This window comes from Paracoccus maritimus (assembly GCF_025195095.1).
In the GTDB taxonomy this organism is placed as follows: domain Bacteria; phylum Pseudomonadota; class Alphaproteobacteria; order Rhodobacterales; family Rhodobacteraceae; genus Paracoccus; species Paracoccus maritimus.
The window spans coordinates 206,901-221,013 of the sequence record NZ_JANAVZ010000003.1; the positions used below are offsets into that span (position 1 = coordinate 206,901).

15 protein-coding genes are annotated in these 14,113 nt (G+C 64.4%); 7 read left to right on the plus strand and 8 right to left on the minus strand.

Annotation, left to right across the window (positions count from 1 at the left end; translation table 11 throughout):
* On the minus strand, positions 1 to 1,122 hold the full coding sequence (locus tag MU516_RS06710; protein ID WP_260276449.1) for a Ppx/GppA phosphatase family protein: 1,122 nt from the start codon (positions 1,120 to 1,122) through the stop codon (positions 1 to 3).
* A 91-nt stretch (positions 1,123 to 1,213) separates the two neighbouring features.
* The gene (locus tag MU516_RS06715) at positions 1,214 to 1,810 is read right to left on the minus strand and encodes a (d)CMP kinase (protein ID WP_260276450.1); all 597 of its coding nucleotides are present in this window, start codon (positions 1,808 to 1,810) and stop codon (positions 1,214 to 1,216) included.
* 175 nt (positions 1,811 to 1,985) lie between these two features.
* Between MU516_RS06715 and MU516_RS06720 the strand changes: the two genes are divergently transcribed.
* Positions 1,986 to 2,729: a helix-turn-helix transcriptional regulator gene (locus tag MU516_RS06720; protein WP_260276451.1), complete on the plus strand. Its 744-nt coding sequence runs from the start codon at positions 1,986 to 1,988 to the stop codon at positions 2,727 to 2,729.
* Between the two features lie 322 nt (positions 2,730 to 3,051).
* Here the strand turns inward: MU516_RS06720 and tsf are convergent, their stop codons facing one another.
* Together tsf and rpsB are read right to left on the minus strand one after the other, a co-directional pair.
* Positions 3,052 to 3,930: a translation elongation factor Ts gene (gene tsf / locus MU516_RS06725; RefSeq protein ID WP_260276452.1), complete on the minus strand. Its 879-nt coding sequence runs from the start codon at positions 3,928 to 3,930 to the stop codon at positions 3,052 to 3,054.
* Between the two features lie 95 nt (positions 3,931 to 4,025).
* Positions 4,026 to 4,823 carry a 30S ribosomal protein S2 gene (rpsB, locus tag MU516_RS06730; RefSeq protein WP_260276453.1) on the minus strand — a complete coding sequence of 266 codons (798 nt, stop codon included), beginning with the start codon at positions 4,821 to 4,823 and terminating at the stop codon, positions 4,026 to 4,028.
* Between the two features lie 297 nt (positions 4,824 to 5,120).
* On the opposite strand from rpsB, the gene trhA reads away from it, so the two are divergent.
* From trhA to MU516_RS06745, 3 genes are all read left to right on the plus strand, one after another.
* Positions 5,121 to 5,783: a PAQR family membrane homeostasis protein TrhA gene (gene trhA, locus MU516_RS06735; RefSeq protein WP_260276454.1), complete on the plus strand. Its 663-nt coding sequence runs from the start codon at positions 5,121 to 5,123 to the stop codon at positions 5,781 to 5,783.
* 132 nt (positions 5,784 to 5,915) lie between these two features.
* Positions 5,916 to 6,560, plus strand: coding sequence for a bifunctional 4-hydroxy-2-oxoglutarate aldolase/2-dehydro-3-deoxy-phosphogluconate aldolase (locus tag MU516_RS06740; protein WP_260276455.1), 645 nt, complete (start codon positions 5,916 to 5,918; stop codon positions 6,558 to 6,560).
* A 14-nt stretch (positions 6,561 to 6,574) separates the two neighbouring features.
* Complete coding sequence (locus tag MU516_RS06745) at positions 6,575 to 7,765, plus strand: MFS transporter (RefSeq protein ID WP_260276456.1); 1,191 nt, start codon at positions 6,575 to 6,577, stop codon at positions 7,763 to 7,765.
* Between the two features lie 7 nt (positions 7,766 to 7,772).
* Here MU516_RS06745 and xseA read toward each other — a convergent pair whose 3' ends face one another.
* The gene (gene xseA / locus MU516_RS06750; RefSeq protein WP_260276457.1) at positions 7,773 to 9,329 is read right to left on the minus strand and encodes an exodeoxyribonuclease VII large subunit; all 1,557 of its coding nucleotides are present in this window, start codon (positions 9,327 to 9,329) and stop codon (positions 7,773 to 7,775) included.
* 62 nt (positions 9,330 to 9,391) lie between these two features.
* On the opposite strand from xseA, the gene purD reads away from it, so the two are divergent.
* The gene (gene purD, locus MU516_RS06755; RefSeq protein WP_260276458.1) at positions 9,392 to 10,648 is read left to right on the plus strand and encodes a phosphoribosylamine--glycine ligase; all 1,257 of its coding nucleotides are present in this window, start codon (positions 9,392 to 9,394) and stop codon (positions 10,646 to 10,648) included.
* A 43-nt stretch (positions 10,649 to 10,691) separates the two neighbouring features.
* Here purD and MU516_RS06760 read toward each other — a convergent pair whose 3' ends face one another.
* The gene (locus MU516_RS06760) at positions 10,692 to 11,708 is read right to left on the minus strand and encodes a ribose-phosphate pyrophosphokinase (protein ID WP_260276459.1); all 1,017 of its coding nucleotides are present in this window, start codon (positions 11,706 to 11,708) and stop codon (positions 10,692 to 10,694) included.
* 88 nt (positions 11,709 to 11,796) lie between these two features.
* Between MU516_RS06760 and MU516_RS06765 the strand changes: the two genes are divergently transcribed.
* On the plus strand, positions 11,797 to 12,396 hold the full coding sequence (locus tag MU516_RS06765; RefSeq protein ID WP_260276460.1) for a 2-hydroxychromene-2-carboxylate isomerase: 600 nt from the start codon (positions 11,797 to 11,799) through the stop codon (positions 12,394 to 12,396).
* The gene (locus MU516_RS06770; protein ID WP_260276461.1) at positions 12,393 to 13,169 is read left to right on the plus strand and encodes an alpha/beta fold hydrolase; all 777 of its coding nucleotides are present in this window, start codon (positions 12,393 to 12,395) and stop codon (positions 13,167 to 13,169) included. Before MU516_RS06765 ends, MU516_RS06770 begins: the two co-directional genes overlap by 4 nt.
* Before the next feature lie 27 nt (positions 13,170 to 13,196).
* On the opposite strand, the gene MU516_RS06775 is transcribed toward MU516_RS06770, so the two are convergent.
* Together MU516_RS06775 and MU516_RS06780 are read right to left on the minus strand one after the other, a co-directional pair.
* The gene (locus tag MU516_RS06775; RefSeq protein WP_260276462.1) at positions 13,197 to 13,544 is read right to left on the minus strand and encodes an H-type lectin domain-containing protein; all 348 of its coding nucleotides are present in this window, start codon (positions 13,542 to 13,544) and stop codon (positions 13,197 to 13,199) included.
* 105 nt (positions 13,545 to 13,649) lie between these two features.
* The gene (locus MU516_RS06780; RefSeq protein WP_260276463.1) at positions 13,650 to 14,105 is read right to left on the minus strand and encodes a F0F1 ATP synthase subunit epsilon; all 456 of its coding nucleotides are present in this window, start codon (positions 14,103 to 14,105) and stop codon (positions 13,650 to 13,652) included.
* Positions 14,106 to 14,113 lie beyond the last annotated feature (8 nt).

The following is a 14,113-nucleotide window of genomic DNA, read 5'->3' on the forward strand; positions in this document are numbered from 1 at the left end:
TCATGCCACTCCGTTCACACCATCGGGTGTCAGCACCCCATCGCGCACCATCTGGGCATAAAGCAACCCCTCGCGCAGGCCACGATCAGCGACCGAGAGGCGACTGGTGGGCCAGACCCGCATCAGCGTCTGCAGGATCGCGGCGCCCGACATGATCAGGGCATGGCGTTCGCGCCCGATCCGGGGATCGCTGCGACGCCCGTCGGGACCAAGCGCAAGATAGGAATGGATCACCCGATCGATCTGTTCGGTGGTCATCTCCAGCCCGTCCACCTTGGTCCGATCATAGCGCCGCAGCCCCAGATGGCTTGCCGCGACCGTGGTGACGGTTCCCGAAGTGCCGATGATCTGGAATCCCTCATCGGGCGAACCGTCGGCATAGGGTGCGAAATCGGCCAGCATTTCCTCGAAATACCAACTCATCAGCGCAAAGCGCCCCTGATCGTCCTCGACATCGGCGAACTGATCCCGCAGCGTGGCGACCCCCAAGGGAACACTGATCCAGTCGACCACCCGCGCACCACCCGGAAGCGGATTGGCGAACCCGTCCGACAGGCGCATGATCGCGCGCGGCCGTTCCTTGGGCGCGACATCCTCGAGGTCGATCCAGACCAGCTCGGTCGACCCTCCGCCGATATCGACGACCATCAGGGTCTCGGTCATCTGGCTGACCAGCGGCGCGCACGAGATCACGGCAAGCCGCGCTTCCTCCTCGGCATCGATGATCTCGACCGGCAGGCCGGTCTCGCGGCGAATCGTGCGCAGGAAATCACGGCTGTTGCGCGCGCGGCGGCAGGCCTCGGTCGCCACCAGGCGCATGTTCCGCACGCGGTGCTGTTCCAGCTTGCGCCGGCAGACCTGCAATGCATGAACGGTACGCGCCATCGAACTGCGGGACAGTCGCCCCGAAGCCTCCAGCCCCAGTCCAAGCTGCACGGGCTTGGAGAAGCTGTCGATGACCTGAAACTGATTGCCGCGCGGACGGGCAATCAGCATCCGGCAAGAATTCGTGCCGAGATCGAGGGCAGCATACAGCGCCCCCTCCTCGGATTGGCGGGTGTCCGACGGCTCGACCGGTAGTTTCGGGAACGCGTCCGCACCCGCTGGACGCTTGGGCGCCATGACACACGCCCTCCGATGACAAGTTGAACAAAAGGTAACGTCCCGCACCGGCGCGATCAAGGGCGCTTGCACAGGATCGTGCGCCGAGGCGTCAGCGAGGTCGCAGTTCGCGGGCGCTTTGCACGGCGGCGATCGCCGTCGCGATGGCCTGTTCGATTGCAAGATCGGTGGTGTCGATGACGATGGCATCCGTCGCCGGACGCAGTGGTGCCGCGGCACGTTGGCTGTCGCGACGGTCGCGTTGCTGCAGTTCGTTCAGCATGTCCGCGACATCCGACCCCAGTTCGGCGGCGCGGCGGGCGGCGCGCACCTCGTCCGAGGCGATGACATATAGTTTGACCTGCGCATCGGGGCAGATGACCGTGCCGATGTCGCGTCCATCCAGGACCGCGCCGGGTTCCTGACTTGCAAAACGTAGCTGGAACTCACGCAGGGCTTCACGAACCTCGGGGATCGCCGCGACCCGGCTGGCCGCCTGACCGGCCGCCGCGCTGCGCAGATCGGGGCGCTGAAGATCATCGGGCGTCAGGTCTCGTGCCGAGACGATCGGATCTCCGCCTTTCGCGCCGGTCGCGCGATACAGCAGACCTGTATCCAGATGATGGAACCCGAAATGCGATGCGAGCGCGCGGGCGATCGTGCCCTTGCCCGATGCCGCCGGGCCGTCGATGGCGATGATGAAAGGCATGTCTGTCGTCAAGGGCTGTCTGATGCGATGTGCGACCCTCATCGCATGTCGGGCGGGGAAAGGTCCAGCGCAGATGGGCCAGTCGCATCACCGCCCGCCCCGGAATTCTGCCCTTGGAAAACCAGCCAAAGTGCCGTTTTATCTGCAGGTATTTCAGAAACTTCCGTTCATTTCCATGCCGATATCCAGTTTTGAAGCCGTCGTTAACGCCACTACCACCGCCGAGATTCAGGCATCCTATCGCCGCGCGATGGCGCGGCTCGGGTTCCGGAACATCTTCTACGCGGCACGCTTCATGATGGTAGTGCCGCCAACCGTGCTTCAGGAAAAGGTCGAGATTTTCAGCACCATGCCGCCGGATTTCGTCAAGACGCTGACGGGGCGGGACCTGATCATCCCGTCTCCCTGGGCCAGCTGGTCGCGGAAAAATACCGGCAGCATATCGACCCGCGAATTGCTTGCATGCCGGTCAGACCGGGCAGGCAAAGACACCGCCGCCCAGTCCGTTTCGCTGGCGCGCGACTACGGACTTCTGGCCGCACGGCTGGTCAGCCTGAAGGATTGCGTGTTGCGCAGCCATGGCGCTGTCGTGCTGAACCCGCATGCTGGTGCAAGTCACGACGATGAAGACCGCGTCTGGACCCGGCATCAACGCGAAGCCATGGTGCTGAGCAGCGTGATGCACATGCGGATGGCTTCGATCCGGCGCCCGACTTTTTTACCACGTCTGACCGAGCGTCAGATCCAGGTTCTGGAATGGAGCTCTGCCGGCAAGACCGTGGCCGAGACCGCAATCATCCTGGGTATCTCGGCCGCGACGGTCGAGAAGCATCTTCGCCTCGCCCGCGACGCGCTTGGCGCAAGAACCACCGGACAAGCCATTCTGACGGCGCATCTGACGCAACAGCTTTTCGCATAAGGAAGGCCGAAACCCCAGCACACTTATGGATCTCCCGGCTTTCATTCGTCCGCGCGAAAGGCGTTAACCTGTGCCGTTCCATGAGTGATGGTGCTTTCGGGCGCCAGAAACGCGGTGCCGCAGGATCCGATTGTTGCGCGGATCGGCACGATGGGCTTGTCCCGGCCGCTCCCCCGCAGGTTTCGCGCCGCGCGGCGGAGCGGAGTCATCGATGGGTGTGATCCGGCATCAGCTAAACGCATGGTCGCCTGAAACGAAAAGACGCCGGCCTTGTCGGCCGGCGTCCTGTTCGTTTCACGATGTTCCCGAAAGCTTGTCGGGATCAGGAACCGCCAAGCGTCTTGGCGACCTCTGCCGCGAAATCTTCTTCGCGCTTCTCGATGCCTTCGCCGACTTCGACACGAGCGAAGCCCACGATCTTGGCGCCGGCTTCCTTCGCGGCCTCCTCGACGGTGATATCGGGATTGATGACGAATTTCTGTCCGGTCAGCGTGACCTCTTCGAAGAATTTCTTCATCCGGCCTTCGATCATTTTCTCGATCACGGCCTCGGGCTTGCCGGACTCGCGGGCCTGTTCGGTCAGAACCTGCTTCTCACGCTCGACCAATGCCGGGTCGAGGTCGTCCTGACCAAGCGAGGCGGGGGCGGTCGCGGCGACATGCATCGCGATCTGGCGACCGATATCCTCGTTCCCGCCTTCCAGGCCAACCAGCACGCCGATCTTGCCCATGCCATCCGCAGCGGAGTTGTGGACATAGGACACCACCAGCGGAGCCTCGACCGTGGACATCCGGCGCAGGGTCATGTTCTCGCCGATCTTCGCGATGGCGTCGGTCACGACATCGGCGACGGTCTTTCCGTCGAGCGGTGCGGCCTTCAGCGCATCGACGTCACCGGCGTCCAGCGCGGCTCCGGCAATCTTGCGGACCATGTTCTGGAATTCTTCGTTCTTGGCAACGAAGTCGGTTTCCGAGTTCACTTCGACCGCGACACCCTTGCCATCACGCACGGCGACGGCGACCAGCCCCTCGGCGGCGACGCGTCCGGATTTCTTGGCGGCTTTCGCCAGACCCTTGGTGCGCAGCCAGTCCTGCGCGGCCTGCATGTCGCCGTCCGTTTCGGTCAGCGCCTTCTTGGCATCCATCATCCCTGCGCCGGTGCTTTCGCGCAGCTCTTTCACCATCGCGGCGGTGATAGCCATGATCCGTCTCCTTTGTTCGACACGTCAGGCGGGGGAATATCCCCGCCTGACGACAATTCCGTAAACATACGGTAAAATTCGATCCGTGAACCGGATCAGGCGTCGGCGGTGGCCTGTTCGTCGGCTTTCGCCTCGGCCTCGCCGTCGTCCAGCGTTTCTTCGGTCGTCTCCGCCAGAGCACCGACATCAACGCCTGCCGCGCCCATCTGCGCGGTCATGCCGTCCAGGGCGGCGCGGCTGGCCAGATCGCAATACAGCGAGATGGCACGAGCGGCGTCATCGTTGCCCGGGATGATGTAGTCAACGCCATCGGGCGAGCAGTTGGTGTCGACGACGGCGACGACCGGAATACCCAGTTTCTTGGCTTCCAGGATCGCCAGATCTTCCTTGTTCACGTCGATCACGAACAGCAGGTCCGGCAGGCCACCCATGTCGCGGATACCACCCAGCGAGGCCTGCAGCTTGGCCTGCTCGCGTTCCAGACCCAGGCGCTCTTTCTTGGTCATGCCTTCGGCACCGGCGGCCATCGTCTCGTCGATCGCCTTCAGGCGATTGATCGACTGGCTCACGGTTTTCCAGTTTGTCAGCGTGCCACCCAGCCAGCGGTGGTTCATGTAGAACTGGGCCGAACGCTCGGCTGCGTCCGCGATCGGCTTCTGGGCCTGACGCTTCGTGCCGACGAACAGCACGCGGCCACCCTTGGCGACGGTGTCGCGCACGACCTGCAGCGCCGCGTCCAGCATCTGGACGGTCTGCGTCAGATCGACGATGTGGATGCCGTTGCGGTCGCCATAGATGAACTCCGCCATGCGCGGATTCCAGCGTTGCGTCTGGTGACCATAGTGAACGCCAGCTTCCAAAAGCTGACGCAGGGAAAATTCGGGAAGCGCCATATCCATGTCCTTTCCGGTTTGCGCCTTGGCAGGGGTTCTGAAGGCATATGCCTCAACCGGTGGACCTTGCGGGATGTCTGTCCGCAAAGCCCTCCCCTGCCTGTGAAGTGAGCGCGCAGATAGACCCTGCGGCCGCGCAATGCAAGGGGCAACGCCGCGAATTCTGGTGCAGGGCGCGCGATAAGCGGCGTTTGCGCGCCCGCACGCGCCTTGACCAAAAGAACCAATTGAACCCCGGCAACCTCACCTTCATCATCACCTCATGACACAGTTCCAGCCTTGCAGGCCCAGACCCATATGAGCAGCCAGTTCAAGTTCGGCAGGCATTACGACTTTCAAGAGCTTCTGGCCGACGGCATCGTTCATGCGATCGGCGTCCTGCTGGCGCTGGTCGGCACAGCGGTCCTGATCTTTCAGGCCAGCGCATGGGGCAGCACCGGCGCACAGCTTGCCGCCTGGGTCTATGGGCTGGGGCTGGTGGGCGCGCTGGCGGTATCATTCATCTATAACATGCTGCCGCCCTCACGCGCCAAATGGATCATGCGTCGGCTGGATCATTCGGCGATCTTCATCCTGATTGCCGCGACCTACACCCCGTTCCTGCAACCCGGATTCGGCGATCCGGTGGTCTTTGCGATGCTGGTGGCGATCTGGACCATGGCGGGGCTGGGCGTCACGCTGAAATGCGCCCTGCCCGGCCGCTATGACCGGCTGGCGGTCATTCTGTATCTGCTCATGGGCTGGAGCGGGCTGATCGCCATCGGCCCGATCGCGGCGCATCTGCCGCCGCTGTCCGTGATTCTGATCGTTGTCGGCGGCGTCATCTATTCCGCCGGGGTGATCTTTCATGTCTGGGAACGGCTGCGATTTCAGAACGCGATCTGGCACGGCTTCGTGGTTGCCGCGGCGGCCGCGCATTACGGTGCGGTCCTGACCGTGTTTCGCCAGATGCCGCTCTGACAAAACCAGCGGACGCAACGCCGATAGCGTTAACATAATTTCGCCTCAGGGCAGCGGTAGACTGGCAATCTTCTTGCATCCAAGGTCGACTGGGGTCAGGTTGCGGCTGACACGCAAGACAGAGGCACCGCCATGACCCCGCAGCAGCAATCGCAGAAATCCCGCGCCTTGTGCCAGATGGCCCCGGTGATTCCGGTCATCGTGATCAAGGATGCCACGAAAGCCGCGGATCTTGCCCGCGCGCTGGTCTCGGGCGGCTTGCCGGTTCTCGAGGTGACGCTGCGATCCGATGCCGCGCTGGATGCGATCCGCCAGATGGCAGGGGTCGAGGGTGGTCAGGTCGGGGCCGGCACCGTGCTGACCCCCGACGACGCCAAGCGCGCCAAGGACGCTGGCGCCAAGTTCGCGGTTTCGCCCGGGCTGACCGACCGGCTGATCGATGCCTGCGCCGATCTGGAACTGCCGCTTCTGCCCGGCGCCGTCACCGCGTCCGAGGTGATGCGGGCGGCAGATGCCGGGTTCGACATGCTGAAATTCTTTCCCGCCGAGGCCGTCGGCGGCGCGCCTGCACTGAAATCCCTTGCAGGTCCGCTGCCGAAGATCAGCTTTTGCCCGACCGGCGGTGTATCGCCCGACAATGCCCACAGCTATCTTTCGCTGCCCAACGTGGTCTGCGTCGGTGGCAGCTGGATCGTGACCGATCAGGACGTGGCCGATGGCAACTGGTCCGCGATCGAAGGCCGGGCCCGCACCGCGGCGGCGCTGCGCAGGGACTGAACGGGCGCAGAATCATGGACAGGGCACATCGCAACGTCGCGGTTCTGGTCGCGGCGCAAGCCATTCTGGGCGCGCAGATGCCCGTCAATTTCATCATCGGTGGCCTTGCCGGGCAGATCCTGGCACCGAACGCGTGCCTGGCCACGCTGCCGATTTCGATGATTGTGCTGGGTTCGGCGGTCGCCGCCCGACCGCTGGCGCGGTTCATGCAGCATCATGGACGCCGCGCGGGGTTTCTGCTGGCCGTGACAGCCAGCGGACTTGGCGCCGCCATCGCGGCCGCCGGGCTGTGGCACGGTTCCTTTGCCCTGTTCCTGCTGGGATCACTACTAAGCGGAATCTACATGTCCGCGCAGGGGTTCTTTCGCTTTGCCGCGACCGACACGGCGGACCAGGACTTTGCCCCCCGCGCCATATCGTGGGTGATGGCGGGCGGACTTGCCTCTGCGATCATCGGGCCGATGATCGTGCGCACCACCGACGACCTGACCGCGGTTCCCTTCATGGCCAGCTATCTGGCGATCATTGGCCTGAACCTTCTGGGACCATTCCTGTTCGCGTTCCTCGACATCCCGAAGCCGCCAGCGCCGGAACCGGGCCAATCGCCGGGGCGTCCGATGCTGGAACTGTTGCGCACGCCCCAGATCGGCGTCGCGATGATCTGCGGGATGGTGTCTTACGCGCTGATGAACCTGGTGATGACCTCGACCCCGCTGGCGGTGGTCGGTTGCGGTTTCGCCCCCGACAATGCCGCCGATATCGTCAGCGCGCATGTCCTGGCGATGTTCGCGCCCAGCTTTTTCACCGGCGCGCTGATCGCGCGGTTCGGGGCCGAACGGATCGTCGGGCTGGGCCTTGTCATTCTGGCCTGCGCCGGTGCCGTGGCACTGTCCGGGGTCCAGCTTGGCCATTTCTTCGGGGCGCTGGTGCTGCTGGGGATCGGCTGGAATTTCGGTTATATCGGCGCAACGGCCATGCTGACCCGCGCCCATCGCCCCGAGGAGCGCGGCCGCGTGCAGGGTGTCAACGACCTGTTCGTGTTCGGCGGCGTGTTCCTGGCGTCGCTGTCGTCGGGCGGGCTGATGAATTGCCTTGGCGGTTCGGCCCAGGCCGGGTGGAGCGCGGTCAACCTGGCGATGCTGCCCTTCCTGGTCCTGGCCGGGGCGGCGCTGATCTGGCTGACCATGCGCCCGAAACAGGCCTGATGCGCGCCTAGAACAGCGTTTTCTGCTCGGGCGGCTTACGCTTGCGCGCGGGCTTTGGCGGGGCGGTTTCGGGAATCGCCGCGACACGGCCATCGGCAAATTCGATCTCGAAGCGGGCGGCGGCCCGCGCCTGCTCGGCCTCGGTCAGCAACCCATCGGCACCGTGAACGACGGCAAAGCCGCGTTTCAGCGTCTCGTGATAGCCAAGGGTCTGGCGGGTCCGATCCAGCCTGTGCAACGCATCGCGGCGGACGGCAACCATCCGCGTTCCAGCATAGTCCAAACGGCGAAGGATCAGATCCAGCTGTTCCGTCTGCTGGGTCAACGCCCTGCGCGAGGTCCCGGCAGCACGCGCCAAGGACGCCTCAAGCCGTTCGGTCAGCCCCAAAAGCCGATCGCGGCCGCGGTCCAGTCGGCGCGCGCCCACCACGTCCAGCCGCATGGCAGCGCGATCCAGGTCGTGGCGGCGCGCCGCGGTGAACTGGCGCAGCGTCGCGGCGGGCATGGGCCGGGACAGAAGATGTTGCCGCCGCGCCCGGACCAAACCGCGCAACGCCGGTTCCAACCTTGTGCCCCACAGGTCCAGCCGTTGCCGTGCGCCCTCGGTCAACGCCGTAGGGCGCCCCATCGCGCGGGCCAGATCCCGGATCCGCTGACGCGGCCGGTCGATCCGCGCGGCGCTGGCACGTGTCATTCGGGCACCTGCCTCGACCAGTCGTGCGGCCAGATCGGACCGCACCGGCACGGCGATCTCGGCTGCGGCGGTGGGCGTGGGCGCGCGGCGATCCGAGGCGAAATCGATCAGCGTCGTGTCGGTTTCGTGACCGACCGCCGAGATCAGCGGAATGCGGCTGTCGGCGGCGGCGCGAACGACGATCTCCTCGTTGAAACCCCACAGATCCTCTAGGCTACCGCCGCCACGCGCCACGATCAGCAGGTCCGGGCGCGGCAGCGGGCCAGATTCCGGCAGGTCGTTGAAGCCCCGGATCGCCGCCGCAACTTGGCCCGCGCATGCCTCGCCCTGAACCGCGACGGGCCAGATCAGCACGCGGGTCGGAAACCGGTCGCGCAGCCGATGCAGGATGTCGCGGATCACCGCCCCCGATGGCGAGGTCACCACCCCGATCACCTTCGGCAGGTATGGCAAGACGCGTTTGCGATCCTGGTCGAACAGACCTTCGGCGGCCAGCGCCTTGCGGCGTTTTTCCAGCATGGCCATCAGCGCGCCCACACCGGCGGGTTCGATCTGGTCGACGATCAGCTGATACTTGGACTGGCCGGGAAATGTCGTCATGCGCCCGGTCGCGATGACCTCCATCCCTTCCTCGGGTCGCTGGGTCAGACGCGCCGCCTGACCTTTCCAAGTCACCGCCGCCAGCACGGCGCGATCATCCTTGAGATCGAAATACAGATGCCCCGAGCCGGGCCGCGACACGCGCCCGATCTCTCCGCGCACCCGGACACGCCCGAAGCCGTCCTCAATGCTGCGTTTCACCGCCCCAGACAGTTCCGAGACAGTGAATTCATGGGCATTGCTGCCCGGCGCGTCTTCCAGCAGATCCATGCGTCTTGTTCCCCTTCGCCGGCCAGACTAGAACGCGCGGAAGTCAAGCGAAAGGGCGGCAGATGAACATCCTGATCCTGGGCGGCGGCGGTCGCGAACATGCGTTGGCATGGGCGATCCGGCAGAACCCGAAATGCGACCGGCTGATCGTCGCGCCCGGAAATGCCGGCATCGCCGAGATCGCGCGCTGTGCAAGTCTTGACATAAATTCTCGTAGCGAAGTGCTTCTGTTCGCAGAGGAAAATGCGATCGATTTCGTCGTGATCGGACCCGAGGCGCCACTGGCCGCCGGCGTCTCGGACGCATTGCGCGCTGCCGGCTTTCTGGTCTTCGGCCCGTCACAGCAGGCCGCACAGCTGGAGGCATCGAAGACCTTCACCAAGGAAATCTGCGATGCCTGCGGCGCACCGACCGCAGGATGGGCGCGTTTCAGCGATGCCGCGTCTGCCCGCGCCCATATCCGCGAACAGGGCGCGCCGATCGTCGTGAAGGCCGACGGGCTGGCGGCCGGGAAGGGCGTGACGGTCGCCGAGACGGTCGAGCAGGCCAACGCCGCCATCGATGCGATCTTCGACGGCGAATTCGGCGAAATGTCGGTCGTCATCGAGGAATTCATGGCGGGCGAAGAGGCCAGCTTCTTCGTCTTGTGTGACGGCAGTGATTGCCTGTCCGTGGGCACCGCGCAGGATCACAAGCGCGTTGGTGCGGGCGACACGGGCCCGAATACCGGCGGCATGGGCGCCTACAGCCCCGCGCCGATCCTTACACCGCAGTTGCAGGAACAGGTGATGGCCCGGATCATCCGCCCCACCGTGGCCGAGATGGCACGGCGCGGCACGCCCTTTCAGGGCGTCCTGTATGCAGGCCTGATGATCCATGAGGGACAGGCACGGCTGGTCGAATACAACGTGCGCTTCGGCGACCCCGAATGTCAGGCGCTGATGATGCGGCTTGGCGCGCAGGTGCTGGACCTGCTTCTGGCCTGCGCCGAAGGTCGCCTTTCGGATGCCGTTGTCACTTGGGCCGATGATCACGCGCTGACCGTGGTCATGGCAGCTGAAGGCTATCCGGGATCATACCAGAAAGGCACTGTTATCAATGGCCTGAATACCATAAGTGAAAGCAGTTTCGAGATGGTCTTTCATGCCGGCACGGCCGATCGTGACGGGGTGGTTACGGCCAGCGGCGGCCGCGTCCTTGGCTGCACCGGCCGCGGAGAGTCATTGGCCGAGGCACATCGCCGGGCCTACGCGCTGGTCGATTCCATCGATTGGCCCGAAGGCTTCTGCCGCCGTGACATCGGCTGGCGCGCGCTGTAAGGCGCGCCAACCGATCTTTGCGCGCCGCACAGGCGCGCGCGTATCAGGTCGAATAGAGACCTTCGTAGATCGGCAGCAGGGTGTCCGTCTCGAACAGGCTGGACACCGATGTGCCATTCCAGATGTTCAGGATCGCCTGCGTGAACATCGGCGCGGTCGGCACGATGCGGATATTCGGCGCGGCCTTCACCGCCCCGGTCGGCTGAATGGAATCGGTGATGACCAGTGATTTCATGACCGATGTGCTGATCCGTTCGACCGCCGGACCGGACAGCACGCCGTGGGTGATATAGGCATGCACCTCGGTCGCGCCCTGATCCGTCAGCACCTGCGCCGCCTTGACCAGCGTTCCAGCGGTGTCGCAGATGTCATCGACGATGATGCAGGCCTTGCCCGCGACATCACCGATCACCTTCATCTCGGCGATCTCGCCGGCCTTTTCGCGGCGCTTGTCGACGATGGACAGGGGCGCACCTATCCGGGCCGCCAGTTCGCGCGCCCGCGCCACGCCCCCGACATCGGGCGAGACGACCATCAGATCGTCCATGCGGCCACGGAAATGATGCTGCACATCCAGCGCGAAGACCGGTGCCGCATATAGGTTATCAACCGGAATATCGAAAAAGCCCTGGATCTGTGCGGCATGCAGATCCATCGTCAGGACCCGATCCACCCCGGCCTCGGTAAGTAGATTCGCCACCAGCTTGGCGCTGATCGGGGTGCGCGCCTTCGCGCGGCGATCCTGACGCGCATATCCGAAATACGGGATCACCGCGGTGATGCGCGCGGCCGATGAGCGTTTCAGCGCATCGACCATGATCAGCAGTTCCATCAGGTTGTCGTTGGCCGGGTTCGAGGTCGGCTGGATGATATACATGTCCTCGCCGCGGACATTCTCGAACACCTCGACGAAGATCTCCTGATCGTTGAAGCGTTCAACCCTTGCGTCGCAAAGACCGACATTCATGCCGCGATGCATCGACATCCTGCGGGCGATAGAGGCGGCAAGCGGCTGGTTGGCGTTGCCTGCGATCAGCTTGGGTTCGGTCATGACGGGCATGGGTTCGGGGGCCTTTGGCGGTTGCGTCAGATTGCAGACGCCTTAGCACCGCGCTAGCCTGCGGGCAAACCTAGAAGGACCTCTCTTTATGGCCAATATCGACTATTATCTCGGAACGATCAGCCCCTATTGCTATCTTGCCGGGACGCGGCTCGAAGACATCGCCGAACGGCATGGTGCGAGCATCACCTACAAGCCGCTTGACCTGTTGCAGCTTTTCGACAGGACTGGTGGAATTCGCCCCGCCGACCGCCATCCCAGCCGGATGGAATATCGCGCGCAGGAACTGCCGCGTTGGGCCGCGCATCTGGATATGCCCTTCAACCTGAAACCGGCGCATTGGCCCGTGAACATGGCGCCGTCATCCTATGCGCTGATCGCCGCGCAGGACGCGGGCGGCGGCGATCTGGGCGGGCTGGTCCATGGCTTCACCCGCGCCGTCTGGGCCGAGGACCGCGACATCAGCGACGATTCTGTGATCCGCGAGATTCTGGCAGCCCACGGCTTCGATCCCGCGCTGGCCGACAAGGGGCTGTTCATCGGCGCGGAAACCTATGGCCGAAATCTGGAACAGGCGGTCGAGGCAGGCGCCTTCGGCGCACCCTTCTATGTCGTCCGCGAGACCGGCCAGCGCTTCTGGGGCCAGGACCGGCTGGACTTTCTGGACCGGCATCTGGCATCCGCATGAGCGGCATCTACAAGCGGCACTGGCCGGGCGACGAAGACCGCCCTGCCCTTGCGCTGCATTGCATGCTGGCCAGCGCAAGCTATTGGGGGCCGATCGCGAAACGCCTTGGGGGGCAGATCGACCTGAAAGGGTTCGACATGCCGGGACATGGCCGCAGCGGCGAGTGGCAACCGGGTGCCGATGATCCCGACTTCCACACCGCGGTGACCCGGATCGCCGCCAGCTTCATCACCCGTCCTCTGGACCTGATCGGCCACAGCCTCGGCGCAACCGTCGCATTGAGACTTGCGGTGGCCGCGCCCGACGCGGTCCGCAGTCTAACGCTGATCGAACCGGTGCTTTTCGCCGCCGCGCCGGAGGCCGCGCAGCAGGCACGCGACCAGGAAATGTCGGAACTGATGGCGCTGGGGCATCGCGCAGACGCCACGCGTCGCTTTGTTGATGCCTGGGGTGCGCAGCCCTATGATGATCTGACGCCCGAGCTTCAGGAACAGATGCTTGACCGGATCGATCTGGTTCAGGCGACCGGACCGACCCTGACCGAAGACCGCGCGCGGATTCTGCGTCCCGGTGGCCTCGAATCCATCGCGGCGCCGGTTCTGCTGATCTCGGGTGAACGCTCGCCCGCCGTGATCCATCACATCGCGGATGCGCTGGCCGCAAGGCTGCCTGATGTCGGACGCGCCAACGTTCCCGAGGCGGGACATATGCTGCCCATCACCCATCCCGACCAGGTCGCCGGACTGATCGGGGTAAACCTTTCCCGCGCCTGAGGACGCCACGGACAGCGGCCGCAAAACCTAAAGATCGAAATCGTCCTCGTGGCGCAAGGGACCTATGGCAAGCCATTCGGCACGGATACGCGCGACTCGCGTGTCGCCCCATGTCCGGAAAACGATCTCGAACCCGACTTCGGAGACCTTGTCGGATGAAATATCGGCACGCTGGTTCGAGGCGCCGTCGATATCCCACATCGAGATCGATACATGCACCACCGGCGGCGCAAGGAAGGGCGCGGAAAAACGCACCTGTTTCCGTTCCACCCGTGGCCCCTCTTGTGTCCACATCGGACCATTATCCTCGAACGCCGAAAACAACATCGCCGCGCCGCGCGCGACGCCGACGGCACCGTTACTGATACGCTGCATCAAGCCCTCCCGTTCATCGAAGAATACCGTTTGCCAGCGAACAAAGAAAAGCCCCGGCAACGCTGCCGGGGCCCGCTATTTGCTGCCGTGGTTAACGATACGAACTCAGTCCGGGATCGTCGCCTGTCTCGGGTCCAGACCGATATGGGTTCCCAGGGCCTCCATGTCGGCAAGCAGCTTGACCGCGCCGGTCACGATGTCCTCGCCCGCGGAATGCTGCTCGGCCTTGTCTTGGGCAGCCTTCTTCTTGCGATGCGCATCCTGCATCATCTCGTTGAAGATCTCCTGCGTGATGTCCTCACGCGGATGACCGCGCTCGGCCAGCAGGCTCACCGAGTCTGCATTGATCTCGGCAAAGCCTCCGGTGACGGCGAAATCGCTTTGCGCGCCACCTTCGGCCAAGACCGAAACGATGCCGGGCCGAAGCGTGACGATCGTCGGCACATGGCCGGGCATGGCGGTCAGGTCGCCATCCGTGCCCGGCAGGCGCACCTCGCGCACCGGGACAGAGACAAGCCTCCGTTCCGGCGACACGAGGTCAAACTGCATGGTATCGGCCATCTTGCCCC